Below are 25,483 nucleotides of genomic sequence, written 5' to 3'. Positions count from 1 at the left end.
ATGGCGTGAACTGTTACGTCTTGGTGATCCCCGGAACTGATGTGTCGACCAGCGCCTTCGGCAGCCGGCCCGTGTGCAGCACCCCCAGCCGCTGGGTCGCCCGGGTCAGCGCCACATACAGGTCACTCGTGCCGTACAGCGCCGGCTCGACCACGAGCACGGAGTCGAACTCGAGCCCCTTCGACTGCCGGGGGTCCAGGAGTACGACGGTCCGCGTCAGGTCCGGCTCCGCGCCCGCCGTCACCCCGTCGAGCCGGGCCGCCAGCCTGCGGTGCAGATGGCGCGGCGCGATGACCGCGAGCCGCCCCTCGGCGGGGGTCAGCTCCTTCACCGCCTCCGCGACCGCGCCGGGCAGGTCGTCGGCGGCCCGCACCCAGGGCCGTACCCCGGTCGACCGCACCGAGCTCGGCGGCTCGAAGCCGGGGTCCGAGGCGCGCACCACGGCCGCCGCGAGCTCCATGATCTCGGCCGGGGTGCGGTAGTTGACGCCCAGCCTCGCGTGCTCCCAGCGGTCCTGGACGTAGGGCTCCAGGATCTCCTGCCACGACCCCACGCCCGCCGCCTCCGCGGTCTGCGCCGGGTCGCCGACCAGGGTCATCGAGCGGGTCGGGCTGCGCCGCATGAGCAACCGCCAGGCCATCGGCGACAGTTCCTGCGCCTCGTCGACGATGATGTGCCCGAACGCCCAGGTGCGGTCGGCTGCCGCGCGCTCGGCGGCGCTGCGGTGGTCGTCCTCCTCCTGCCGCTCGGCGAACCGCTCGGCGTCGATGATGTCGTGCGCGGACAGGATCTCGGAGTCCTCCTCGTCCTTGTCGTCGAACTCGTAGGTGCGCGAGGCGTACGACACGTCCAGCACGCCCTGCGCGTACGCGACCTGGGTCTCCCGCTCGCGCTCGGCCCGGGCGCGAGCCACCCGCTCGTCCACGCCGAGGAGTTCGGCCGCTTCGTCGAGCAGGGGCACGTCCGCCACCGTCCAACCCCGGGTCACCGGGCGGCGGATGGCGGCCGCGTCCTCGTCGGGGAGGTAGCCGACGGGGTCGGCGAGGAAGTCCGCGACCAGTCGCTGCGGGGTCAGGCGCGGCCACAACTGCTCGATGGCGGCCCAGACTTCGGGGTTCTCGGCGAGTTCGTCGCGGATCTGCGTGATGTCGCTCGGGTCCAGCAGGTTCGTCCCGTCGAACGGGTCGGTACCGATGCGCTCGGCGACCATGTCGGTGAGCGTGTTGAGGATGTGGCCCTCGAAGTGCTCGCGGGCCACGTTGTGCGGCAGCCGGGCGGCGCGGGTCTTCTCACGCGCGACCTTCACCAGGCCGTCGTCGAGCATGAGGATCTCGCGGTCGTGCTCGATGGCGATCACCGGGTCGGGCAGGGCCTGCCAGTCGCGTACGACATCGGCGAGGACGTCCGCCATGGCGGCGCGTCCCTTCACCGCGGCCGCCTCGCGGCTGTCGGTCGCCGTGGCCTTCACGCCGGGGAAGAGCTCCCCGACCGTCGCGAGCAGCACCCCGGTCTCGCCCAGCGAGGGCAGCACCTCGCCGATGTAGCCGAGGAAGGCCGGGTTGGGACCGACGATCAGCACGGCCCGCTTGGCCAGCAACTCCCGGTGTTCGTACAGGAGATACGCGGCCCGGTGCAGGGCGACGGCCGTCTTGCCGGTGCCCGGCCCGCCCTCGACCACCAGCACCCCGCGATGGGGTGCGCGGATGATCTCGTCCTGCTCGGCCTGGATGGTCTGCACGATGTCGCTCATGCGGCCGGTGCGCGCGGAGTTGAGCGCGGCGAGCAGGACGGCGTCACCGCTCGGGTCCTCGTGGCCGGTCCGCTCCTGGTCGCCGAGGTCGAGGATCTCGTCGTGCAGGTCGGTCACCCGGCGGCCCTCGGTGCCGATGTGCCGGCGGCGGCGCAGGCCCATCGGGGTGTGGCCGGTGGCCAGGTAGAAGGGACGGGCGACGTCGGCCCGCCAGTCGATGAGGATCGGGGTGCGTTCGGCGTCCTCGGTGCGCAGCCCGATCCGGCCGATGTGATGGGTGGTGCCCGAGGTGATGTCGATCCGGCCGAAGCAGAGGGAGCCGTCGACCGCGTTCAGCGCGGCCAGCAGTCCCGAGCGCTCGGCGACCAGGATGTCCCGCTCGAGGCGGGCCTGCATGGGGGTGTTGCCCTGGGCGAGCGCGTCCGTGACGGAGTCCTCGGTGTCGCCGCGCAGGGCGTCCACATGTGCGTACAGCCCGTCGATGAATTCCTGTTCCTGCCGCAATTCATCGTCCGGAAAGCCGGTGTTTGACAATTCCACTCCCGCCCGGATATACTCTGCTCACTGAGCTTCTTTGCGACCCATGCTTTATGGACCGGCATGAAGTCGCGAATCATTGAATATACGCAGAGAAATCCCCCGAGCGCAATCGCTCGGGGGATTTCTCTGTATTGCGTCAGCTCACCGCAGGCTCACAGGATGTCCGTCAGCTCCTCCAGCAGCCGCCGCTTGGGCCGCGCCCCCACCATCGACCGCACCGGCTCCCCGCCCCGGAACACCATGAAGGTGGGCATCGAGAGCACCCTGTAGGCGTTTGTGGTCAGCGGATTGGTGTCGACGTCCAGCTGGACCACCTTGAGTCGCTCGCCCTCCTCCGCGGCGAGAGCCGTGAGCACCGGCCCCATCTGCCGGCACGGCGGACACCAGTCGGCGGTGAACTCCACCAGCACCGGCAGCTCCGACCCGAGCACCTCCGTCTCGAAGTCCGCGTCCGTCACCTCGGCCACACCCGCTGCCTTGATCACCTGTGGATCCCTCCCAGTTCGCACTCCGGCTCCGGACCGCCCGGAACCTCCGCGTCGGCGGCGAGCCCGTCACGCGCCCGCTCGGCCCGCTCCAACTGCTGCCCGACCTGGGCCCGCACGGTCTGCAACTCACCGATCAGCGCGTCCAGTTCACCGAGCTTGCGCCGGTAGACCGCGAGTGAGGCGGGGCACGAGTCGCCCTCGGGATGACCGGCCCGCAGACACTCCACGAACGGCCGCGTCTCCTCCAGGTCGAACCCGAAGTCCTGGAGCGTCCGGATCTGCCGGAGCAGCTTCAGGTCGTCCTCGTCGTAGGTCCGGTACCCGTTGTGGCCGCGCCGCGCGGGCAGCAGGCCCCGCGCCTCGTAGTAGCGCAGCGTCCGCGTCGTGGTCCCGGCCCGTGCGGCCAGCTCGCCGATTCGCATGTCCACGAACGTAATCCTTTACGCCGACGTCAAGGCAAGAGCGGTTTGCGCTGGACCGGGGTGGTCAGCACGATCGAGGTCGTGGTGCGGCCGAGGGCGGAGACCGCTTCGAGGACCTCCTCCAGGTGGACGGTGTCGCGGACGGCGACCTTGAGGATCCAGCAGTCCTCGCCGACCACGTGGTGCGCCTCGGTGATCTCGGGGCGCTCCAGCAGTTCCAGGGTCCTCGGATGCCTCAGGGTGTAGCCGCCGTGCGGGCTGACCCGGATGAACGCCTGGATGCCGTAGCCGAGCCGGGCCGGGACCACGTGAGCGCCGTAGCCGCCGATCACGCCTGCCGCCTCCAGCCGCCGCACCCGCTCGGTGACCGCCGCCGGGCTCAGCCGCACCCGGCGGCCCAGCTCACTGAGCTTGATCCGGCCGTCGGTCTGCAGGAGCTCCAGGATCTGCCGGTCCAGCGCGTCGAAGGCCACCGAGGTTTCGTCGGCGGCAGGGCGCAGCTGCCGTGGTTCTTTCGGTGCCGACGCCTGAACTCCCATGGTTCCCCCTTCAATACGCAGATGTACGCCGGGAGAATTATGGTCATGGAAACTCCCCGTGAGGTACTGGTCATCGGCGGCAACCGCTATGCCGGCAAGCGCCTGATCGCACGCCTGCTGACCGCCGGCGACCGGGTCACGGTCCTCAACCGGGGCTCGTCCCCACCCCCGCCCGGGGCGGTTCACCTGCTCGCCGACCGCGACGACGAAAGCGCGCTGCTCAGTGCCCTGGGCTCCCGCACCTTCGACGTCGTGGTCGACCAGGTCTGCTACACGCCGCGCCAGGCGGCGATCGCCCGCCGGGTCTTCGCCGGACGCGCCCGGCGCTATGTGATGACCTCGACCGTGGAGGTGTACGAATACGAGGACTCGATCGCCCTCGTGCGGGAGGACGCCGTCGACCCGACGACCGTATCCGTCGATTTCGAGCTTCCCTGGGACGACCCCGCATTCCTCGATTCCCATTACGGCGAGGGAAAGCGGCAGGCGGAATCCGTTTTCGCGACGGACCCCGCCTTTCCCGTGACGACGGTCCGCGTGGCCCACGTCCTGGGCGGCGACGACGACTTCACCGGCCGGCTCACCCACTACGCCGACCGCATCCGCACCGGCGAGCCCATCGCCGTCCCGGTCGACAACCAGCCCGCCACCTACATCCACGTCGAGGAGATCGCCGACTTCCTCGCCTGGACGGTGGGCCAGGACTTCACCGGGCCGGTGAACGCGGCCTCCCACGGGCTGCTGGGCACGGAGGAGTTGTGCAGGACGGTCGCCGCGCACTTCCCCGAGGGCAAAATCCTCCTCCAACTGGTCGAGCTCGGCGAGGTCTCACCGTTCTCCTTCGCCCGCTCCTACGGCATGGACAACTCCCGGGCCACCCGCCTCGGCTTCACCTTCACCGGCGTACACCAATGGCTGCCGCGAGCCGTGGCCGAAACCCTGGGAAAGGAGACCGAGCGAGCAGTTCGTAGTGACGCGGGGTGACTGCACCCCCCCAGGGGCGCGGGGAACTGCGCGACCAGCCACAACACACCCGCACCCGCCCGACAACCCGAACCGTCACCCCCGTAGGCGCGCCTAGGCACCGCTAGGCACCCCGGGAAGCCGTGACCCCCGTCCACGGCTCCCCGGCACCTTCGGCCCACTGCCGAGCCGCTTCCGGGCGGCCGGTGAGCAGCAGGAGCAGGGAGGTGATCGGACCGCGGATCTCCTCCCCGGTACCGCGCGTCCACTCGATGTCGGTCGCGATCAGGCGGGCCTTCGGCGGGGGCCAGGGGCGGGGCGGGAAGCGCATGGTCCACACCCGCTCGGCGGCGTCCCGGGCGGCAGCCGGCGGCACCGGGCGCTCACGGCCGAGGGCGAGCACGATGTCCTGGCCGTGGACGAGGGGGTCGAGGAGGGGTTCGTGGGGCGAGGTGGTCGGTGGGGGCGGCGGGAGCCGATGATCGAGCGCAGGTTGGCGACGATCTCGGCGACCGGCAGTACCCGATGATGTCTGGGACACCGCCTCCCGTCACTTCACCCCGGATGTGCTCGCCGCCCTCGTGATGGCCATCGCGTCGGTGAACGCCTGGAATCGCGTGAACGTTGCCGCCGGCCTGGTGGCCGGCTCCTTCCGTTGAGGCCCTGAGACCCACCGCGGAACCACACCGGGACAGGGGCGCCCACGTCGGCGGGCGCCCCTCGAAGCGACACGGGCGCGGGCCCATCGGATCCTGGCCCCGGTACTGGTGGGGTCGCCTGTTCAACTGTCGCCAATTCCCGTGGGACCCGCCCTGCCGGTGACCGTGTGTGGTCGCCAGGGTGAATAATCCCCCGCATGGACCAGGGACTTGCGGCGTTACTGGGTGCGACGGTAGGCGTTCTCGGCACGGTTGCGGCCTCGGCGATCTCCAGTGGGTCGACTCGGCGGCAGTTGGAGGGGCAGGCCAAGGTCGAGCACGCCCAGTGGCGCAGACAACTGCGGCGAGACGCGTACAGCGCATTCCTAGCCCCGGCCAACGAGTCGCGCAGCGCTCTCAAGATGGCTGCACGAGCGCTGATAGGCGATGCCCCCGATGTCGCGAACGCTGATCGGCGGCTCCAGATCGCGCAAGATCAGTTGGTTCTGGTACAGGCAGCTTGGGCCGGCCTCGCAGTCGAGGGGCCCGAGTCAGTGGAGCAGGCCGCCCATAGCGTCCACCTAGGGCTCCACTCGATGCATACGACTCTTCTCGCCTGGCGCGACTCCTCGGGTGCCCCGGATCGCAACGTCAACTTCGTTGAGCGTCACGCCGTCGAGGTGACCATGGTCTCCGAGCGCCTCGGCAGCTTCACGTCGGCGGCGCGGGCCGCCTTGGACGACACGGACCTTCCGTCAAGCAGGCGCAGCTGAGGGTCGGCGCAGATCGCGGCAGTTGTAGTTGCGGTACAGAAAGTGCCGTTGAGATGGATCATGGTCCGGCTGGTGTTGCGGTGAGCGGGTCGTCCGGCCGCCGGATGCGGACTCGGCGGGGGCGGGGGATGTCGTCGGCGTCCTGGAGGTCGGCGAAGTCGGCGTGCGCTTGGGCGACGGCTTCGGGATACGCCTCCTGCTTCTCGTGCTGGGTGCGCGCCCGGTAGATGCTCGCGACGCTAGGGCCTGGCCTTTGCGCAGGAGCTCGGCGAGCCGGGGAACCTTGGTGAAGCGGCCGGTGTGGTAGGTGCCGGCGACCGCGCCGGAGCGCGAGCGGCACGGTGAGCCGGGTTCGGCCCGGCAGCGCGGGCAGGGGTGGCGCTCGACGTCGTCCGCGTCGCCCGGGAAGGCTTCTTGAGGGACCGTCATGCCCCGGAGGCTGTCACAAACAATTGAGTGAGAACGGGTTCTGCGAACCGGAACGGCGCTTCGCGGTCGCCGGGCCTCCGCGTTTGATCTCGCTCGGGCAAAGGATCGTCGCCGTCGTTTCATTTCGTTTCGTTTCGTTTCCGTTTATGAGAATCGGGCCAGGAGGCCGGTTCGACTCAACTGGCTCGGGTCTCGTTTCCGTGGTGGCGCGGGTCATGAGCGGCATGGTGGTGACCGCGGCACTGAGGCGGGCCCCGGCCGTACGGGGTCCGGCGACGCTCACGACGCTCGCTATCTGTGGCACGGTGGGATCCGACGGTCACTCAAGAGAATCGCTGGTGAAACCAAGGCATCCAGCGGCTGCGACCTTGCCGGCGCTTGCTGGTCAACGGCTTTGGTCAAGGTTGTTGGCAAACGCAGAGCCGCGGCTCTGGACCGTTGGCCGCCTCCACCATCCGCTCGAGCAGCAGCAGGGCGGGCACCGCCAGCAGTCCGAGCGTCATCAGGAACACCCACGGCCAAGCGGCGCCCCGATCGAGCAGCAGGGTCAGCAACAGGGGTGCGACCGTCTGCCCGAAGGTCCAGGACAGCTGGTAGACGGCCAGGTAGCGGCCGCGCAGGTGCTCGGGGGCCAGGGACACCGACAGGTCCTCGGAGAACGGGGTCGCGGCGGTCTCGGCGAAGTTGTAGAGGACCATGGCGACGAACAGGCCGACCACCGCCGCCCAGGCCGGGGCGAGGCCGAGCGCCGCGAAGATCCCGAAGGCGAGGGCGTTGATCAGGCTTCCGGCAGCGATCACCCGGATCGGCCGGTACCGCTCGAGGCGCCGGTTCACGAGCGTCTGGGTCGCCGCGACCTGCACGCTGTTGAGGACGAGCAGGACACCGCCGATCCACGCGGCCTGCCCCAGGCCCTCGGTCACGAACACCGCGATCAGCAGGCTCAGCACCAGCGCCGCGAACACGAAGTTGATGTTGATGCCGACGAGCAGCATGTACCGCTTGTCGCGCAGCACGGTCCCATAACCGCCCTTGGCCTTGGACTTCACCGCTTCCTCCGCCTTCTCCTCCTGCTGCTCCTTCCGCGCCTGCTCCTGCTTCTGGCGCGTCGCGGCCTGGACGGCGGCGATCGGCGGCCGCCACAGTGCGAGCAGCAGCGCGGCGACCAGATAGCTGGCCGCGTTCGAGACGACCAGGAGCCTCAGCCCGGTGGTGCCGTCAAAACCGATCAGCAGGGCGCCGAGGGCGCCTCCGATCCCCAGGCCGCTGTTACGCAGCATGTGCAGCAGCGCGAACCAGCGCGGCCGCCGCTCCGGCGTCGAGGCGAGCACCACCAGGCCGCTGCTGGACGTCCAGTACGTCGCCCCGCCCATCTGCGTCAGGAAGGCCACCACCACGATCTGCCAGAGGTCGTCGGCGAGCAGGAACCCGGCGTAGCCGACGGCCGAGATCACGTTGCCCAGCAGAGCGACGACCCGCGCCCCCCAGCGGTCGATCAGTGGCCCCACGACCATCGCGGTGGGCACGGCCAGGAACCGGGCCAGGGTGAGCGCGCCGCCGATCGCGGGCAGCGAGAGGTCGGTGGTCCTGGCGAAGTAGACGAGGATGAAGGCGAGAATGAGGCCGGAGCCGATGCTGTCGACGACGGCGGCGTTGACCATCTTCCGGTTGCCGCGCATGTCGGGCAGGGCAAACCCGCGCTGCAGAAAGCTCTCGCGTTCCTGAGCAGCTGTTTCGGACATGGGTGTGGAAGCCTCTCGGGCAAGGCCGCGCGGGGCGGCCACAGGACGGGGAGGGGCGCGGTCGCATGAGGCGCGGACCGACGGGGCACGGTGGCGATCTGTCGACCAGCCTGTGGGTGTCCGGAACGCGGGCCAAGAGATTTCATCGTGGTCGAATCCACGGACGAAGCACAGGACGCGGGGACGGAGCGTGCTGACGCTCGAGTTCTCCGCCGGCGACCTCGCCCGTTCACGGTTCGCCCGGTCACCGCTGTGGGAGGTCGTCACCAGCATCGAGTCGCTGAAGGACCCCGGCCGGCACGCCCTGCACCAGCGGTGGGCCCGTGACGCCGGCGACCGGCTCGCCACCGACCAGGTGCAGTGCCCGCTCCTCGCCGCACTGGTGCCCGTACCGGCCGCATATGTGCCGGACTTCCTCACGCCGGTACCGGAGTCAGGTGAGCCGACGCTGGACGACGAGCTCGACCGTCTGCTGCAGACGAGACCGGAGGCGGTCCGGTCCGACCTCGACCGCATCTCCACCCCGCTTGCCGCCGAGGTCGCGAAGCTGTACGAGGCTCCGGCCCGCGGCCTGGCCCGGCTCGCGGACGAGATCCGCGCCTACTGGGAGGCCGCGCTGGCGCCGCACTGGCCGCGCATCGTCCGCCTCCTGGACGGCGAGATCCTGCGCCGCGGACGCCTGATCGCCCGCGGCGGCACCGAGGCGCTCTTCGCCGACCTGCACCCGTCGGTCGGCTGGGACAACGGCATCCTGCGCGTGGCCCACCCCGGGTACGAGGCCAGTCGCGCCCTCAACGGCGGGCAGGGCCTGGTGCTGGTCCCCTCGGTATTCGTGTGGCCGGGGGTCTTCTCCCAGAGCACCCCGCCCGACCAGCCCGGCCTGGTCTACCCGGCACGAGGCATCGGCACCCTGTGGGAGCGCGGCCGCGTCCCCGTGCCGGAGGCGGCCGCGGGTGTCCTGGGCCGGTCCCGGGCCATGCTGCTGACGGAGCTGGGCACCCCGGCCTCCACCACGGAGCTCGCCGAACGCACGGGCATGCCGACGCCGACCGTCTCCCACCACCTCACGGCTCTACGCGCGGCCGGCCTGGCCGTCTCGCACCGGGCCGGCCGGAGCGTGCTCTACCTCCGCACGGAGCTCGCCGAACGACTCCTCGGCAACCACCGGTGACGCTCAGGGACTTTCGTCAATATGCCTGCGATGTGGAGGCGGGCCGGGTAGATGGTGGTTGTCTTCTCGTTGCGGGTGGCGATGCCGGGCCACTGCTTGAGGCGGTTGATGCACCGCTCGACAGTGTTGCGGATTCTTGTAGGTCTCGCGGTCGAAGCGGGGGCGGCCTGCCGCCCCGGCTGCCCCGTCGAAGCCGGTTGCAGATGCCTCGCCAGTTGCCGTATTTCTCCGGCAGACGGCACCCCCGGACCAACGATCAGATGATCCAAACGAACCGGCCTAGGGGCGGTGCCGGGACCCCTGACCCGGTGCGCTGAGCTCGCTCAGCCCGCCGGCCTCCTTCACCTCCAGCAGTGACGCGCTGTGCCGTTCCTCCTCGAAGGCCCGGTGTCCGCCGCGCAGGCCGAACAGGCGCTTGGCGAGGAGGATGTAGAGGACGGCGAGGATGTTGAGGAACAGCGTGGCGATCTTCAGCCAGCTGATGCGCTCGGTGAGTTCGTAGATCTCCAGCGGAAGGAAGGCGGCCGTCGCCACCACCGTCAGGTACTCCGCCCAGCGCTTGGCGTACCAGAGGCCGACCGCCTCGACGAGCTCGATGAGGGCGTAGGCCAGCAGCAGCACGGCCACCAGGACCAGGGTGTTGTGCTTGTACCCGAACGTCTTCTGGACGGTGTCGACGATCGGTGAGTGGTCCAGGTCGTAGTGGAAGTGCCTGAACACCGGCCGGAAGACGTCGAGATACTCGTCGAAGAGCCGGCGCACCGCGTCCTGGCTGTTGCTGAACTTCCACACCGCCACCGCGGCCAGCACGATGAACACCCCGCGCACGGCCCGCTCGAGCGCGAGGAAGCGCAGCACGAACAGGTCCCTGAGCACCTTGCCGCGCGGGACGAGGGGCGCGTGGTCCGCGGGTCCCGAGCCGTGCGGCTCCCCGAGGGCGAAGTCGCCGCAGCGCAGGCAGCGCCACGCCCCGCCCACGGCGGTCTCGACATGCAGCCGCTCCCTGAGGCGGGGCTCGTCCGGCGCGTACGTCACATGCCCGCGGCGTGCGCACGTCCGCCGGTCCCAGTCGATCTTCATCCCCCGTGTGCCTCCGATGAAAGAGCGTGCCGTCCGGGGACGGCACGCTAGTGGGGCCGGGTAAGAACTCGGTGAGTCAGTGGGTGTCGACCAGTTCCTTCTCCGCCTCGGCCCCGGGGGTGGGCTCCGTGGACGTGCGGCCGGGCAGGAGCACCGCGACCAGGACGGTCCCGACACCCAGCACGGTCGCCCCGATCAGACTGGTGTGCGCCACCGCGTCGGAGAAGGACGAGCCGACCGCGTCCGCCAGTTGCCGGGCGCCGGAGGCGAGTTGCCCGGCCTGTGCCTTGAGCTGGGCGGCCTGCTGCGGGTCGGTGGCCCCGGCGGCCTGCGCCGCGACCTGCTGGGCCTTCTCGCCGATGCCCTGCGCGACGGCGTATCCGGCGCCGACGGAGTCCTGGGCGGAGGACAGGGCGGCGGCCGGGAGCCTGCTGCCGGCGGTGGCGTCGGAGAGGTGGTCCGCATAGGAGGTCGCCAGCAGCGAGCCGAGGATCGCGATGCCGAGCGAGCCGCCGAGCTCGATCGAGGTGTCGTTCACCGCGCCGCCGACGCCCAGTTCGGACTCGGGGAAGGCTCCCATGATCGCGTCCGTGGCGGGCGAGAGGGCGAGGCCGATCGCCAGGCCCAGCACCGTCAGGGGCGCGACGAAATCGCCGTACGACGCACTCGCGTCGATCCGGGTGAGCAGCGCGAGGGCCGCCGTGCCGCCGACCATGCCCGCGGTGACCGTCCACTTCATGCCGACCCGCGGGGTGAGGAACCCGGTCAGGGCGGAGCCGACGAAGACCGCGCCGGCCAGCGGCAGCATGCGCAGACCGGTCTCCAGGGCGCTGTAGCCGAGGACGAACTGGAGGTGCTGGGTGAGGTAGTAGAAGGCGCCGAAGACGGCCAGGAAGAACAGGGCGACGGCGAGGTTGGCGCCCGCGAAGCCGCGGTCGGTGAAGCGGCGGACGTCGACGACGGGGCGCGGGTGGCGCAGCTCCCAGAGGATGAAGAGGGCGAGACCGATGGCCGCGACCAGCGCGGCGGCGATCGCCCTGGCGTGCCAGCCGAAGTGCGGGCCCTCGATGATCATGTAGACCAGCGCGCCGATCCACACGACCGACAGCAGGCCGCCGACGTAGTCGATGCGGCCGTGCTTCGCGGCCTTGGACGGCGGGACGAGGACGAGGGCCGCGACGATCGCTACGGCGGCTATGGGGACGTTGATCAGGAACGTCGACGTCCAGGCGTGGTGCTCCAGGAGTGCGCCCGCGACCAGCGGACCGGCCGCGATCGCCACGCCGGAGGTGGCGGTCCACACGGTGATCGCCTTGGCGCGCTCACCGCGCGGGAAGGTCGCGGCGAGCAGGGACAGCGTGGCCGGCATGATCATCGCGGCGCCGGTGCCCATCACCGCGCGGGCCGCGATGACGGTCGTGGCGCTGTCGGCGAAGTATCCGAAGACCGCGCCGCCGCCGAAGACCCCGAGCCCCAGCAGCAGCGCGCCGCGGCGGCTGTACTTGTCGCCGATCGCGCCGAACAGCAGCATCAGGGCGGCGTACGGGACGGTGTAGCCGTCGATGACCCACTGGAGGTCGGCGCTCGACAGCCCGAGGTCCTCGGTCATGTCGGGGGCCGCGACCGTGAGGGCGGTGTTCGCCATCACGATGATCAGCAGGCTGAGGCAGAGGACGAGAAGGGCCCACCAGCGGCGGGCGTAGGGGCGCTCCATCTTCTCGACCGGTTCGGTCATGACGAGTCGCATGGCAGAGGTGGCCTTCCTCAGCGGTCTTGCACAGTGATGTGCATTTGCTCAACGCTGTGCAATGTACGCCTACTGCACAACCGTGTGCAAGTTCAGCCGGGAGGGGCACAATGACGCCCATGACCACGGGCCATTCACCTCGCGCCGAAGCCAACCGCCGTCACATCCTCGATGTCGCACTCGCCGAGCTGCTGCGCGACCCGGATGCGTCCATGGACCAGATCGCGCGCGCCGCAGGCGTTGTACGGCGGACCGTGTACGGCCACTTCCCCAGCCGTGAGGCGCTGATCAGCACGCTCGTCGACGGGGCCGTGGAGGCGGTGGCGGCCGCCGACGCGGCGGGGCGCGAGGGGATCGACGATCTGGCGCAGGCCGTGGCGGGCTCCGTGCTCGCGGTCTGGAAGGTCGCCGACCGCTACCGGATCCTGGTCGCGCTCGCCCAGCGCAGCGTCACGATGGAGGGCATCATCGAGCGGCTCGCCCCCGTGCGCCAGGCCGCCACCGAACTGCTCCAGCGCGGTCTGGACGAGGGGGTCTTCGTCTCACCGCTGCCGGCGCCCGCGCTGGCATACGTCCACGAGCAGATGATGTTCGCGGTGATGGAGGCGGTGAACCACGGCCTGCTGGACACGGAAGAGGCGGGCCGCTCCGCCGCGGTCACCGTTCTGACCGCGGCGGGCGTACCCGCCTCTCTGGCCACCGCGCTGGTGGCGAAACTGAGCGACTGAGCTGTTCTTCGGGGAGTGGGTCCGGGCGGCCGAGCTACGGGGGAGTACTCGGCCGCCCGGGGCGGGAGCCGGGCCCGGGTTCAGGTCGGGCCCGACCCGGCTCTGTGTGGCCGTACGGCCATCGGCGTCCGGCCGGTCAGGCCTTGGCCAGCTCCTTCTCGCCGCCCTGCTCGGGGATGTCCGCCGTGACGTCCTCGTCGTCGTGGTCGAGGAGCGTCTTCTCGTCGAAGGGCAGGTGACCGGCGAGCACCTGGTCGACGCGCTCGCGGTCGATCTCCTTGGTCCAGGTGCCGATCAGGACGGTGGCGACGGCGTTGCCCGCGAAGTTGGTCAGGGCGCGCGCCTCGCTCATGAAGCGGTCGATGCCGACGATCAGGCCGATGCCGTCCACCAGGGCGGGCTTGTGCGACTGGAGACCGCCCGCGAGGGTCGCCATGCCGGCGCCGGTGACACCGGCCGCGCCCTTGGAGGCGACGAACAGGAAGAGCAGCAGCGGGATCTGCTCACCGACCGACATCGGCGTGCCCATGGCGTCGGCGATGAACAGGGACGCCATGGTCATGTAGATCATGGTGCCGTCGAGGTTGAAGGAGTAGCCGGTCGGGACGGTGATGCCGACCACCGGCTTGCTGATGCCCAGGTGCTCCATCTTCGCGATGAGCCGGGGCAGGGCGGACTCCGACGACGAGGTCGACAGGATCAGCAGGAACTCACGGCCCAGGTACTTGAAGAGCGTGAGGATGTTGAGGCCCGCGATCACCCGCAGCATGACGCCGAGCACGATGAAGACGAAGAGGAAACAGGTGACGTAGAAGCCGAGCATCAGGACGGCGAGGCTCTTGAGGGCGTCGACGCCCGCGGAACCGACCACCGCCGCCATGGCGCCGAACGCGCCGATCGGGGCGGCCCACATCACCATGGCGAGGATGCGGAAGACGAGCCGCTGGATGTGCTCGACCCCGCGCAGGACCGGCTGCCCGGCCGAGCCCATGGCCTGCAGCGCGAAGCCGGCGAGCAGCGCGATGAGCAGGGTCTGCAGCACCTCGCCCTCGGTGAAGGCGGAGACGATCGTGGTCGGGATGATGCCGAGCAGGAACTCGGTGGTGTCCTTGGCCTCCGCGTCCACCTGTGCGTGGCCGGCGTCCTTGATCGCGTCGGTCACCGCGAGACCCGTACCGGGCTCCAGGATGTTGCCGACGACCAGGCCGATGCCCAGGGCGACCAGCGACATGATCGTGAAGTAGAGCAGGGCGATACCGCCGACCGCGCCGACCTTGGCGGCCTTCCGCACCGAGCCGATGCCCAGCACGATCGTGCAGAAGATGATCGGCGAGATCATCATCTTGATCAGGTTCACGAACCCGGTGCCGATCGGCTTCAGCTCGACCGCGAAGTCGGGGGCGACCAGACCGACGGTGATACCGAGGGCAACCGCGACGATCACCGCGATGTACAGGTAGTGAGTGCGGTCCTTTTTGACTGCGGGTGCCCTCTCGGGGGTGCTGGCGGCCACGGCTGCCCTCCTTGACGTCTTCGTCGGTATGACCGGCGTGCGGCTCACGTCCGGGCTTCTGAAGGAATGCCGTGACTATCTCCCGCCCTGTGAGGGCGGTCACCCTTCCGTTCATTTAGTTCACAATCAGCCATGGAGGCACACTGACGACATGCGCATCCCCGTACCGAGACCCCGGAGCCTCGCGGCCCAGCTCTTCGCCATGCAGGCCGTGCTGATCGCCGTGGTCGTGGCGGGGTACGCGCTGTTCACCTACGTCAGCGACCGGGGCCAGGCCGAGGACGCGGCGCGGGTTCAGGCCAGGGCCGTGGCGCGGGCGGTCGCGGACTCGCCCTCCGTGCGGGAGGCCATCGGCACGCCGAATCCGACGGCACGGCTCCAGCCGTACGCGCTGCGGGTCATGGCCGACACCGAGGTCGACTTCGTCACGATCATGAGTCCGCAGGGCATCCGCTGGACCCACCCCGACCAGAAGGAGATCGGCAAGCACTTCCTCGGCAACACCGAGCGCGCGCTCAAGGGCCACACCTTCACGGAGACCTACACCGGCACATTGGGCGCCTCGGTCCGGGCGGTCACCCCGGTCAAGGACGACCGCGGGCACGTCATCGGGCTGGTCAGCGCCGGCATCCAGGTCGAGAAGATCAGCGAGCGGGTGCAGGGGCAGCTCGCCGCCCTGCTCGGCGTCGCGGGCGGCGCGCTCGCGCTCGGCGCCGTCGGTACCTACGTCGTCAACGCCCGGCTGCGCCGGCACACCCACGGCATGAACGCGGCCGAGCTCAGCAGGATGCACGACTATCACCAGGCCGCCCTGCACGCGGTGCGCGAGGGGCTGCTGATGCTGGACGGGCAGTACCGTGTCGCGCTGATCAACGACGGCGGACGGGAGTTGCTGGGCGTGTCCTCTCAGGACGGGGTGATCGGGCGGTCGGTGGCGGACCTCGGGCTGCCGGCGCCGCTGACGGGGGCGCTGCTCTCCTCCGAGCCACGGGTCGACGAGGTCCATCTGACGTCCACGCGGGTCCTGGTCGTCAACACCTCCCCGGTCTCCGGCGGAGAGCAGCGCGGCACCGTGGTCACCCTGCGCGATGTGACCGAACTCCAGTCCCTGATGGGTGAGTTGGACTCCGAGCGCGGCTTCACCCAGGCGTTGCGCTCGCAGGCCCACGAGGCGGCGAACCGGCTGCACACGGTCGTCTCGCTGATCGAACTGGGCCGCGCGGAACAGGCGGTGGGCTTCGCGACGGCGGAGCTGGAGCTGGCGCAGGCGCTCACGGACCAGGTGGTGGCGGCGGTGGGCGAACCGGTGCTGGCCGCCCTGCTGCTGGGCAAGACCGCGCAGGCGAACGAGCGGGGCGTGGAGCTGGTGGTGTCGGAGGACAGCCGCCTGGACGACGGGCTGCTGCCGGACACGCTCCCCGCCCGGGACCTGGTCACGATCCTCGGCAACCTCATCGACAACGCGGTGGACGCGGCGCAGGGGAGCGTGCGGGCGCGGGTGACGGTGACGGCGTACGCAGAGGGCGCGGGCGGGCGCGGGCTGGTGCTGCGGGTTTCGGACACCGGCGCGGGCGTGGACCCGGCCCACGCCGAGGCGGTCTTCCGGCGCGGCTTCTCGACGAAGCCGGCGGGCCCGGGCGGCCGCGGCCTGGGCCTCGCACTCGTACGACAGACGGTCAACCGCTGCAAGGGAACCCTGACGGTGGCGGAGGCCGAGGGAGGCGGCGCGGAATTCGAGGTACGACTCCCGCTGGGGGGCGAGCCCGAGGGGCTCGAGCGGGTGACAGGGCCTGAGGGCGGGGCGGGCTTCGAGGGCACGGCAGGTTCCGAGAACGCGACCGGCTTCGAGAACGCGGCAGGTTCCGAGAACACAACCCGCTTCGAGAACGCGGCAGGTTCCGAGAACACGGCCGGCTTCGAGAACGCGGCAGGTTCCGAGAACACGGCCCGCTTCGAGAACGCGGCAGGTTCCGAGAACACGGCCCGCTTCGAGAACGCGGCAGGTTCCGAGAACACGGCCCGCTTCGAAGATGCGGCGGAGTCTGAGGGCGCGGCGGGACCGGAAGGGGCTGCGGTGCCCGAGAGCGCCACGGTCCGGGAAGGCGCTGCAGGCCCGGATGGATCTGCGGCGCCCGAACACGCCACAGGCCCGGATGGCTTCCCGAGCCCCGCAAGCGCCACGCTCTGGGAAACCTCGACGGTCCCGGAAAGCTCTACGGTCCCCGAACACGCCACGGCCCCGGACAGCTCCCCGGCCCCCGCGAGCCCCACAGTCCGGGAAATCTCCCCAGCCCCCGGACCCTCCAACAACCCGGCAGCCCCCGCCCCTCCCCAGCGCCCCACAGCTCCGGAAGACCCCCCGCCGCCCCACGGCTCTCCGGCCGCCGAAGGTGCCACCCTCCCCGGAGGCCACATATGACCGGCCCGCAGCCCATCCGTGTCCTGGTCGTCGAGGACGATCCGGTCGCCGCCGACGCGCATGTGCTGTACGTCAACCGCGTCCCCGGCTTCACGGCGGTGGGCAAGGCGCACACCGGTGCCGAGGCCCGGCGGCTGCTGGACCGTACGGCCGTGGACCTGCTCCTGCTCGATCTGCATCTGCCGGACGGGCACGGCCTCCAGCTGGCCCGTCAGCTGCGCGCGGCCGGGCATCAGGCGGACGTGATAGCGGTGACGTCGGCCCGGGACCTGACGGTCGTACGGGAGGGCGTCTCGCTGGGGGTCGTGCAGTACGTCCTGAAGCCGTTCACCTTCGCCACCCTGCGGGACCGGCTGATCCGGTACGCGGAGTTCCACGCGTCGGCCGGTGAGGCGAGCGGTCAGGAGGAGGTGGACCGCGCGCTGGCCACACTCCGGGCGCCGGGCCCGGCAGCCCTGCCGAAGGGGCTCAGCGCGCCGACCCTGGAGCGGGTGACGGTGGCGCTGCGGGACTGCGCGGAGGGGCTCACCGCGACCGGTCTCGCCGAGGTGGTCGGCATCTCCCGGATCACGGCCCGCCGCTACCTGGAGCATCTGGTCGACGCCGGCCGGGCGGCCCGCAGCCCGCAGTACGGGACGGTGGGGCGCCCGGAGTTGCAGTACCGATGGGTCACCCGACAGCAGCCCTAGCCTTCCGCCGTACTTCCCTCCCTGCTCGCCACCGCCCTCGCCGCATCCGCCCTCACCGCCTGCGGAGGCGGTTCCGGCAGCACGTGATGGACGACTATCTCGCGTATCTCGCGGACGTCAAGAAGCAGTTCGAGAAGGCGAACCCCGGCAAGCAGATGCTCCGCTCCGTGAAGACCGCGCCCGACCTGGTCTACCTCTGATCTTGGCCAGTGTTCCGCCCTTCAGGGCGGGGGTGAAGGCCACGAACCGGGAAGACGCGGCTGACCCGCACGGACGACCACGACCACGAACCCGGAGCACAACTGCCGGCCACCGACGCTGTCAAGGTTCACGGGGCGTCAGCGAGTCACTGGCAGCGCGTGCTCACTCCTCCGGCAGCACCCCCGGCCGGAACGGCTCCACCCCCACCACCCTGCGCACCCGCACCGGCTCGATCAGCAGCATCACCCGCCGCTCGCCAGCCAGCAGCCACGGGTAGCGCTCCTCGCCGATGTACTTCTGCGTGAGCCGGTCCATGGAGCGCTCCGCGTCCTCGCCCTCCACGAACCGCACCACCCGACCCCGGATCTCGACACGGTCGTAGGGGTTCTCGGGGGCGTGGTGGGAGAGGGAGACGTTCGGATTGCGCCGCAGGTTTTGTTCCTTCACACGTCCGATCGCCGTGTTGACCATGACGTACTCACCTTCGAGGTCCGCCCACATGGGCGAGACCTGCGGCGCTCCGTCCGGACCCACGGTCGCCAGATGCCAGAAGTTCGGCGCCAGCAGCCGCTCGCGAATATGCCCCTCTACCTTGCCATTCACTTCGTACACGAAGATCGCACCTCTTTCCGGCCACCCGTGCGGGCGCCCGGCGCCATCCTCGCCACCGCGCCCGCGCCGCCGACAGACGATCTTCGGCCGGTCCGAACCCACGGCCGAAACCGTAGGTTCGCACAATCCGTGATACTGGCCGAACAGACCGTAGTCACCGCACGCCCGCGCCCCTAGCTTGTGGGCCGTGCGCCGACCACCCGCCCTGCCGAACCAGCCCGGACCGCCCTTCGACAACCTCACCGCCCGCAGACTCCGTGTCGCCCTCGGCATGGGGCCCGAGCACGTGGCCTACGGGCTGCGCGTCTCGTACGGGCTCCCCTACGTCACCCCCGATCTCGTCGTCGCCTGGGAACGCGGGACCCTCTGCCCCACGAGTCCGGAACTCACCGCTCTCGCGGGCGTGTTGTGGTGCTCCCCCGGTGAACTCATCGGCCGCCCCCGCACCCTGCGCGAGCACCGCGTCGCGCGCGGCATCGCCCCCGAGGACGTGGCCCGTGCCGTGGGGCTCGAACTGCTCGCCTACCTCGGCATGGAGGAACACGACGAGTGGCGCGGCACCGACCGCCAGTCCGCCGCCCTCGCCGACCTGCTGGAGCTGACCCTGCCGGACTTCGTCGCCGTCACAGGACGCGAGAAGCGGCTCGCCGAATGCCTGCGCGGCGCGGTCAGCACCCGCTGGCAGGCCTACGTCCGTCAGATCGCGAAGATCGTGCCCCTGGACCGGCGCCTGGTGGAGGAGACCCTCATGGACCTGCACCGGCAGTACCAGGGGCAGATGGTGTCCACCCTGAGCTGGGGCGGGGGCGGCGAACGCTCCGGCGAGGCCGGCCAGGAGTTCCTGGCCGAGATCGTGGAGCGGTTCTGGGAGGCGGTCGAGACACGGCCGTAGAACGGGACGGCCGACAGGCGGCCGACGGACGGCCCTGGAACGGCGACCGCCCGACGCGTGCCTAGAAGACCGACTCCACCTCGTCCATCCGGTCCTTCGGGACCGTCTTCAGCTCGGTGACCGCCTCCGCGAGCGGCACCATCACGATGTCGGTGCCCTTGAGCGCGGTCATCCGGCCGAACTCGCCCCGGTGCGCGGCCTCCACGGCGTGCCAGCCGAAGCGGGTGGCGAGGACCCGGTCGTACGCGGTGGGGACGCCGCCGCGCTGCACATGCCCGAGGATGACCGGCTTGGCCTCCTTGCCGAGCCGCCGCTCCAGCTCGTACGCCAGGGCCGTGCCGATGCCCTGGAAGCGCTCGTGGCCGTACTTGTCGATCTCGCCCGTGCCGTAGTCCATGCTGCCCTCGGCGGGGTGGGCGCCCTCGGCGACGCAGACGACGGCGAACTTCTTGCCGCGGGCGAAGCGCTCCTCGACCATCTTGACCAGGTCGGCCGGGTCGAAGGGGCGCTCGGGCAGGCAGATGCCGTGGGCGCCGGCGGCCATGCCGGACTCCAGGGCGATCCAGCCCGCGTGCCGGCCCATGACCTCGACGACCATCACGCGCTGGTGGGACTCGGCGGTGGTCTTGAGGCGGTCCATCGCCTCGGTGGCGACGCCGACCGCGGTGTCGAAGCCGAAGGTGCGGTCGGTGGAGGAGATGTCGTTGTCGATCGTCTTCGGGACGCCGACGACCGGGAGACCCGCGTCGAAGAGCATGCGGGCGGCCGTGAGGGTGCCCTCGCCGCCGATCGGGATCAGCGCGTCGATGCCGAACTCGTGGATCATGTCGGAGGCGCTCTCGCACGCCTCACGCAGCCGGTCGCGCTCCAGGCGGGAGGAGCCGAGGATGGTGCCGCCTCGGGCCAGGATGCCGCTGACGCTGTCCAGGTCGAGGGCGCGGTAGCGGCCGTCCAGGAGGCCGGAGTAGCCGTCCTCGAAACCGATGACCTCGTCGCCGTAATTGTCGACCGCTCGGTGCACGACCGACCGGATCACTGCGTTCAGCCCCGGGCAGTCGCCGCCTGCGGTGAGAACTCCGATGCGCATCGTGCTGTGTCTCCTGCTCGCTGTTGGTACCGGTGAGCCAGGTCCGATTCTTTCACGTCCCGCACAGCACCGTCGCATCCCATGCTGACGGGCGCCTTATCCATCGATCGGGGTACTGTCAAGAGGGTTCTGCTCACCTAGGTGGGCGATTTTTATGCCGTCCAGGAAACGGAGTGAGCTCGCGTGACCCGCAGCGTGTACGTGACCGGGATCGACCGCGGCGACGGCCGCCAGGTCGTCGAGCTGGGGGTGATGGAGCTGCTGACCCGCCAGGTCGACCGGGTGGGGGTGTTCCGGCCGCTGGTGCACCACAGTCCCGACCGGCTCTTCGAGCTGCTGCGCGCCCGCTACCGGCTCACCCAGGACCCGGCCACCGTCTACGGCCTCGACTACCAGGAGGCCTCCGCGCTGCAGGCCGAGCGCGGCACCGACGAGTTGGTCTCCACCCTGGTGGACCGCTTCCACCTGGTGGCCCGCGACTTCGACGTCGTCCTGGTCCTCGGCACCGACTTCGCCGACACCCAGCTGCCGGACGAGCTCGCGCTCAACGCCCGGCTCGCCAACGAGTTCGGCGCCTCCGTGATCCCGGTCGTGGGCGGTCGCACGCAGCCCGCCGAGTCGGTGCTCGCGGAGACCCGCAACGCCTACCGGGCCTATGACAGCCTGGGCTGCGACGTCCTCGCCATGGTCACCAACCGGGTGGCCCGCGAGGACCGCGACGAGATCGCCGAGCGGCTCCGGGGCCGTATGCCCGTGCCCTGCTATGTCGTGCCGGACGAGCCCGCGCTCGCCGCGCCCACCGTCGCCCAGATCGGCCAGGCGCTCGGCGCCAAGGTGATCCTCGGCGACGACTCCGGGCTCGCCCGGGACGCGCTGGACTTCGTGTTCGGCGGCGCGATGCTGCCGAACTTCCTGAACGCCCTGACCCCGGGCTGCCTGGTGGTCACCCCGGGCGACCGCGCGGACCTGGTCGTCGGCTCGCTCGCCGCGCACAGCGCCGGCACCCCGCCGATAGCCGGGGTGCTGCTCACCCTGAACGAGGTGCCGAGCGACGAGGTCCTCACCCTCGCCGCCCGCCTGGCCCCCGGCACCCCGGTGCTGTCGGTCGCGGGCAACAGCTTCCCCACCGCCGCCGAACTCTTCGCCCTGGAAGGGAAGCTGAGCGCCGCCACGCCCCGCAAGGCGGAGACCGCGCTCGGTCTCTTCGAGCGGTACGTCGACACCGCCGAGCTCGCCCGCCGGGTCTCCGCGCCGAGCAGCGACCGCCTCACGCCGATGATGTTCGAGCACAAGCTCCTGGAGACGGCCCGCTCCGACAAGCGCCGGGTCGTGCTCCCCGAGGGCACCGAGCCGCGCGTGCTGCACGCGGCCGAGGTCCTGCTGCGCCGGGGCGTCTGCGACCTCACGCTGCTCGGCCCGGTCGACCAGATCCGCAAGAAGGCCGCCGACCTCGGCATCGACCTCGGCGACTGCCGGCTGATCGACCCGGCGACCTCCGAACTGCGCGACGCCTTCGCCGAGAAGTACGCGGCCCTGCGGGCCCACCGGGGCGTCACCGTAGAGCTCGCCTACGACGTCGTCTCCGACGTGAACTACTTCGGCACGCTGATGGTCCAGGAGGGCCTCGCCGACGGCATGGTGTCCGGCTCGGTGCACTCCACGGCGGCGACGATCCGCCCGGCCTTCGAGATCATCAAGACCAAGCCGGACGCCGACATCGTCTCGTCGGTCTTCTTCATGTGCCTCGCCGACAAGGTGCTGGTGTACGGCGACTGCGCCGTGAACCCCGATCCCGACGCCGTGCAGCTCGCCGACATCGCCATCCAGTCGGCGGCGACCGCCGAGCAGTTCGGTGTGCAGCCGCGGATCGCGATGCTGTCGTACTCCACCGGTACGTCGGGCTCGGGCGCCGACGTGGACAAGGTGCGCGAGGCCACCGAGCTGGTACGGCAGCGGCGGCCCGACCTGAGGATCGAGGGGCCGATCCAGTACGACGCCGCGGTCGAGCCGACCGTCGCGGAGACCAAGCTGCCGGAGTCGGACGTGGCCGGGCAGGCAACGGTCCTGATCTTCCCGGACCTCAATACCGGCAACAACACCTACAAGGCCGTGCAGCGGTCGGCCGGGGCGATCGCCGTCGGGCCGGTGCTCCAGGGCCTGCGCAAGCCCGTCAACGACCTGTCCCGGGGCGCCCTCGTCTCGGACATCGTCAACACCGTCGCCATCACGGCGATCCAGGCCCAGACCTCGACCCTCGCGACAGAAAAGGCCACCGCACAGTGAGCGCCACCCGCGTCCTCGTCCTCAACTCCGGCTCGTCGTCGGTGAAGTACCAGTTGCTCGACATGCGGGACAGCAGCAGGCTCGCGGCGGGACTCGTCGAGCGCATCGGTGAGCAGTCCTCGCGACTGAGGCACACACCTCGGGGCGGCGAGTCGCGTGAGTGGACCGGCCCCATCGCCGACCACGACGCCGCCCTGAAGGCCATGGCCGAGGAGCTGGCGAAGGACGGCCTCGGCCTGGACTCCCCCGAGCTGGCCGCCATCGGGCACCGGGTCGTGCACGGCGGCAAGACCTTCACCGAGCCGACGGTGATCGACGAGGCCGTGCTCGCCGAGATCGAGCGGCTGATCCCGGTCGCCCCGCTGCACAACCCGGCCAACCTCACCGGCATCCGCACCGCGCGGGCGCTGCGCCCGGACCTGCCCCAGGTGGCCGTCTTCGACACCGCGTTCCACACCACGATGCCGGAGTCCGCGGCGCGCTACGCGATCGACGTGGAGACCGCCGACGCCCACCGCGTCCGGCGCTACGGCTTCCACGGCACCTCGCACGCGTACGTGTCCCGGGCGACCGCGAAGCTGCTCGGCAGGGCGCCCGAGGACGTCAACGTGATCGTGCTGCACCTGGGCAACGGCGCGAGCGCCTCCGCGGTCCGGGCCGGCAGGTGCGTGGACACCTCCATGGGGCTGACGCCTTTGGAGGGACTCGTGATGGGTACCCGCTCCGGAGACCTGGACCCCGCCGTCATCTTCCATTTGATGCGTGTTGGCAAAATGTCCACGGACGAGATCGACACTCTTCTCAACAAGAAGAGCGGGTTGATCGGCTTGTGCGGGGACAACGACATGCGGGAGATCCGCCGCCGGGTCGACGAGGGTGACGAACAGGCGAAGCTCGCATTCGACATCTACATTCACCGGTTGAAGAAGTACATCGGCGCCTATTACGCGGTGCTCGGCCGCGTGGACGCGATCGCGTTCACGGCCGGCGTCGGGGAGAACGCGGCACCGGTGCGCGAGGCCGCCGTGGCGGGCCTGGAGTCCCTGGGCCTGGCGGTGGACGACGCGCTGAACGCCGTACGGAGCGACGAGCCGCGACTGATCTCGCCGGCGGACGCCCGGGTGGCGGTGGCCGTGGTGCCGACGGACGAAGAATTGGAAATCGCGACACAGACCTACGCACTGGTCGAAGAAAAAAGCGACTGAGCAGTAACCGCAACTGAGCGCGACCCCGCCCATTTGTATCTTCCGCCAGACGGAATATTCCGCAGGGAAACAAACCGATAGGATCGCTCCATGCGCCGTTCGAAAATCGTCTGTACTCTCGGCCCCGCGGTCGACTCCCACGAGATGCTGGTCTCGCTGATCGAAGCCGGCATGAACGTGGCCCGTTTCAACTTCAGCCACGGCACGCACGCCGAGCACCAGGGTCGGTACGACCGCGTCCGTGCCGCCGCCAAGGAGACCGGCCGGGCCATCGGTGTCCTCGCCGACCTGCAGGGCCCCAAGATCCGCCTGGAGACCTTCGCCGAGGGCCCGGTGGAGCTGGAGCGCGGTGACGAGTTCGTCATCACCGCCGAGGACGTCCCGGGTGACAAGACCATCTGCGGGACCACTTACAAGGGCCTGCCCGGTGACGTCTCCCGCGGCGACCAGATCCTCATCAACGACGGCAACGTCGAGCTGAAGGTCCTGGATGTCGAGGGCCCGCGGGTCAAGACGATGGTCATCGAGGGCGGTGTCGTCTCCGACCACAAGGGCATCAACCTGCCCGGCGCGGCGGTCAACGTCCCCGCGCTGAGCGAGAAGGACGTCGAGGACCTCCGTTTCGCGCTGCGCATGGGCTGCGACATGGTCGCGCTGTCCTTCGTCCGGGACGCCAAGGACGTGGCCGACGTCCACAAGGTGATGGACGAGGAGGGCCGCCGGGTCCCCGTCATCGCCAAGGTGGAGAAGCCGCAGGCGGTGGACAACATGGAGGACGTCGTGATGGCGTTCGACGCCGTCATGGTGGCCCGCGGTGACCTGGCCGTCGAGTACCCGCTCGAGAAGGTCCCCATGGTGCAGAAGCGCCTCATCGAGCTGTGCCGCCGCAACGCCAAGCCGGTGATCGTGGCGACCCAGATGATGGAGTCGATGATCACCAACTCCCGCCCGACCCGCGCCGAGGCCTCCGACGTGGCCAACGCGATCCTGGACGGCGCGGACGCGGTCATGCTGTCGGCGGAGTCGAGCGTGGGCGCCTACCCGATCGAGACCGTCAAGACGATGTCGAAGATCGTCGTCGCCGCCGAGCAGGAGCTGATGTCGAAGGGCCTGCAGCCGCTGGTCCCCGGCAAGAAGCCCCGCACCCAGGGTGGTTCGGTCGCCCGCGCGGCCTGCGAGATCGCCGACTTCCTCGGCGGCCGGGGCCTGGTGGCCTTCACCCAGTCCGGCGACACCGCCCGGCGCCTGTCGCGCTACCGCGCCCAGCAGCCGATCATCGCCTTCACCACCGACGAGAACACCCGCAACCAGCTGGCGCTCAGCTGGGGCGTGGAGTCGCACGTGGTGCCGTTCGTGAACACCACGGACGAGATGGTCGACATGGTCGACCAGGAGATCGCCAAGATCAACCGCTTCAACCCGGGCGAGATCGTCATCATCACGGCCGGCTCACCCCCCGGCGTCGCCGGCACCACCAACATGCTGCGGGTGCATCACCTGAGCGGCGCGGCCCAGTAAGAGGCTGACAGTAAGAGGCTGTACGACACCGAGGGCGCTCCCTGTGGCAGGGGG

At 70.3% G+C, this 25,483-nt stretch carries 20 protein-coding genes and 3 pseudogenes; 11 read left to right on the top strand and 12 right to left on the bottom strand.

All coding sequences use genetic code 11. The features are described 5' to 3' along the window. Positions 1-13: 13 nt before the first annotated feature. The 4 genes from ACGFWE_RS39730 to ACGFWE_RS39715 all read right to left on the bottom strand — a co-directional run bounded on the left by ACGFWE_RS39730 (position 14) and on the right by ACGFWE_RS39715 (position 3,739). Positions 14-2,254 carry a HelD family protein gene (locus ACGFWE_RS39730; protein WP_393605239.1) on the bottom strand — a complete coding sequence of 747 codons (2,241 nt, stop codon included), beginning with the start codon at positions 2,252-2,254 and terminating at the stop codon, positions 14-16. 188 nt (positions 2,255-2,442) lie between these two features. Continuing rightward, on the bottom strand, positions 2,443-2,775 hold the full coding sequence (locus ACGFWE_RS39725; protein ID WP_352392122.1) for a thioredoxin domain-containing protein: 333 nt from the start codon (positions 2,773-2,775) through the stop codon (positions 2,443-2,445). Then, positions 2,772-3,200 (bottom strand): MerR family transcriptional regulator, encoded by a 429-nt coding sequence (locus ACGFWE_RS39720; protein WP_390005842.1) that lies wholly within the window; start codon positions 3,198-3,200, stop codon positions 2,772-2,774. The genes ACGFWE_RS39725 and ACGFWE_RS39720 overlap by 4 nt, the downstream gene beginning before the upstream one ends. 29 nt (positions 3,201-3,229) lie before the next feature. Then, positions 3,230-3,739 (bottom strand): Lrp/AsnC family transcriptional regulator, encoded by a 510-nt coding sequence (locus ACGFWE_RS39715; protein WP_352392123.1) that lies wholly within the window; start codon positions 3,737-3,739, stop codon positions 3,230-3,232. Positions 3,740-3,784: 45 nt separating this feature from the next. Here ACGFWE_RS39715 and ACGFWE_RS39710 point away from each other — a divergent pair, with 45 nt between their 5' ends. Next, the gene (locus ACGFWE_RS39710; protein ID WP_393605133.1) at positions 3,785-4,723 is read left to right on the top strand and encodes an NAD-dependent epimerase/dehydratase family protein; all 939 of its coding nucleotides are present in this window, start codon (positions 3,785-3,787) and stop codon (positions 4,721-4,723) included. A gap of 103 nt (positions 4,724-4,826) precedes the next feature. Here the strand turns inward: ACGFWE_RS39710 and ACGFWE_RS39705 are convergent, their stop codons facing one another. Continuing rightward, complete coding sequence (locus ACGFWE_RS39705) at positions 4,827-5,105, bottom strand: hypothetical protein (protein ID WP_352392125.1); 279 nt, start codon at positions 5,103-5,105, stop codon at positions 4,827-4,829. A gap of 453 nt (positions 5,106-5,558) precedes the next feature. Here ACGFWE_RS39705 and ACGFWE_RS39700 point away from each other — a divergent pair, with 453 nt between their 5' ends. Then, a complete protein-coding gene (locus tag ACGFWE_RS39700; protein WP_352392126.1) occupies positions 5,559-6,113 on the top strand; it encodes a hypothetical protein in 555 nt (184 codons plus the stop codon). An 827-nt stretch (positions 6,114-6,940) separates the two neighbouring features. Here ACGFWE_RS39700 and ACGFWE_RS39695 read toward each other — a convergent pair. Further along, entirely contained in the window at positions 6,941-8,284 is a 1,344-nt protein-coding gene (locus tag ACGFWE_RS39695) for an MFS transporter (protein WP_393605131.1), read from the bottom strand. Positions 8,285-8,474: 190 nt separating this feature from the next. Between ACGFWE_RS39695 and ACGFWE_RS39690 the strand changes: the two genes are divergently transcribed. Beyond that, entirely contained in the window at positions 8,475-9,455 is a 981-nt protein-coding gene (locus tag ACGFWE_RS39690; RefSeq protein WP_393605129.1) for a helix-turn-helix domain-containing protein, read from the top strand. Here ACGFWE_RS39690 and ACGFWE_RS39685 read toward each other — a convergent pair. The 3 genes and pseudogenes from ACGFWE_RS39685 to ACGFWE_RS39675 all read right to left on the bottom strand — a co-directional run. Continuing rightward, a pseudogene (locus tag ACGFWE_RS39685) lies at positions 9,407-9,654 on the bottom strand (hypothetical protein); the annotation flags it as partial. The gene ACGFWE_RS39690 and the pseudogene ACGFWE_RS39685 sit on opposite strands and share 49 nt — an antisense overlap. Positions 9,655-9,734: 80 nt before the next feature. Beyond that, a complete protein-coding gene (locus ACGFWE_RS39680) occupies positions 9,735-10,535 on the bottom strand; it encodes a DUF2127 domain-containing protein (protein ID WP_393605127.1) in 801 nt (266 codons plus the stop codon). 76 nt (positions 10,536-10,611) lie between these two features. Beyond that, complete coding sequence (locus tag ACGFWE_RS39675) at positions 10,612-12,282, bottom strand: MFS transporter (RefSeq protein WP_393605125.1); 1,671 nt, start codon at positions 12,280-12,282, stop codon at positions 10,612-10,614. 110 nt (positions 12,283-12,392) lie between these two features. On the opposite strand from ACGFWE_RS39675, the gene ACGFWE_RS39670 reads away from it, so the two are divergent. Further along, positions 12,393-13,010 carry a TetR/AcrR family transcriptional regulator gene (locus ACGFWE_RS39670; RefSeq protein WP_393605123.1) on the top strand — a complete coding sequence of 206 codons (618 nt, stop codon included), beginning with the start codon at positions 12,393-12,395 and terminating at the stop codon, positions 13,008-13,010. Between the two features lie 136 nt (positions 13,011-13,146). Here the strand turns inward: ACGFWE_RS39670 and ACGFWE_RS39665 are convergent, their stop codons facing one another. Further along, complete coding sequence (locus ACGFWE_RS39665) at positions 13,147-14,523, bottom strand: cation:dicarboxylate symporter family transporter (RefSeq protein WP_352392132.1); 1,377 nt, start codon at positions 14,521-14,523, stop codon at positions 13,147-13,149. 151 nt (positions 14,524-14,674) lie between these two features. On the opposite strand from ACGFWE_RS39665, the pseudogene ACGFWE_RS39660 reads away from it, so the two are divergent. The 3 genes and pseudogenes from ACGFWE_RS39660 to ACGFWE_RS39650 form a co-directional block, all read left to right on the top strand. Next, a pseudogene (locus tag ACGFWE_RS39660) lies at positions 14,675-16,351 on the top strand (ATP-binding protein); the annotation flags it as partial. Between the two features lie 587 nt (positions 16,352-16,938). Next, entirely contained in the window at positions 16,939-17,631 is a 693-nt protein-coding gene (locus ACGFWE_RS39655; protein ID WP_352392133.1) for a response regulator, read from the top strand. Positions 17,632-17,652: 21 nt separating this feature from the next. Next, a pseudogene (locus tag ACGFWE_RS39650) lies at positions 17,653-17,825 on the top strand (ABC transporter substrate-binding protein); the annotation flags it as partial. Positions 17,826-17,994: 169 nt separating this feature from the next. Here the strand turns inward: ACGFWE_RS39650 and ACGFWE_RS39645 are convergent. Further along, positions 17,995-18,444, bottom strand: a complete 450-nt coding sequence (locus ACGFWE_RS39645; protein WP_393605120.1) for a PPOX class F420-dependent oxidoreductase — start codon at positions 18,442-18,444, stop codon at positions 17,995-17,997. 187 nt (positions 18,445-18,631) lie between these two features. Here ACGFWE_RS39645 and ACGFWE_RS39640 point away from each other — a divergent pair, with 187 nt between their 5' ends. Next, positions 18,632-19,336 carry a helix-turn-helix transcriptional regulator gene (locus tag ACGFWE_RS39640; protein ID WP_352392135.1) on the top strand — a complete coding sequence of 235 codons (705 nt, stop codon included), beginning with the start codon at positions 18,632-18,634 and terminating at the stop codon, positions 19,334-19,336. 61 nt (positions 19,337-19,397) lie between these two features. Here the strand turns inward: ACGFWE_RS39640 and ACGFWE_RS39635 are convergent, their stop codons facing one another. Continuing rightward, complete coding sequence (locus tag ACGFWE_RS39635; protein WP_352392136.1) at positions 19,398-20,423, bottom strand: ATP-dependent 6-phosphofructokinase; 1,026 nt, start codon at positions 20,421-20,423, stop codon at positions 19,398-19,400. Between the two features lie 183 nt (positions 20,424-20,606). On the opposite strand from ACGFWE_RS39635, the gene pta reads away from it, so the two are divergent. The 3 genes from pta (at position 20,607) to pyk (ending at position 25,429) form a co-directional block, all read left to right on the top strand. Continuing rightward, positions 20,607-22,706, top strand: a complete 2,100-nt coding sequence (pta, locus tag ACGFWE_RS39630; RefSeq protein ID WP_393605118.1) for a phosphate acetyltransferase — start codon at positions 20,607-20,609, stop codon at positions 22,704-22,706. After that, the gene (locus tag ACGFWE_RS39625; protein ID WP_352392138.1) at positions 22,703-23,911 is read left to right on the top strand and encodes an acetate kinase; all 1,209 of its coding nucleotides are present in this window, start codon (positions 22,703-22,705) and stop codon (positions 23,909-23,911) included. The genes pta and ACGFWE_RS39625 overlap by 4 nt, the downstream gene beginning before the upstream one ends. Positions 23,912-24,001: 90 nt before the next feature. Continuing rightward, a complete protein-coding gene (gene pyk, locus ACGFWE_RS39620; protein WP_352392139.1) occupies positions 24,002-25,429 on the top strand; it encodes a pyruvate kinase in 1,428 nt (475 codons plus the stop codon). Positions 25,430-25,483: the final 54 nt, after the last annotated feature.

Origin of the sequence: Streptomyces sp. NPDC048523, assembly GCF_043199815.1 — a bacterium.
Taxonomy (GTDB): Bacteria; Actinomycetota; Actinomycetes; order Streptomycetales; family Streptomycetaceae; genus Streptomyces.
This window is presented reverse-complemented; position numbering and strand designations above follow the sequence as displayed.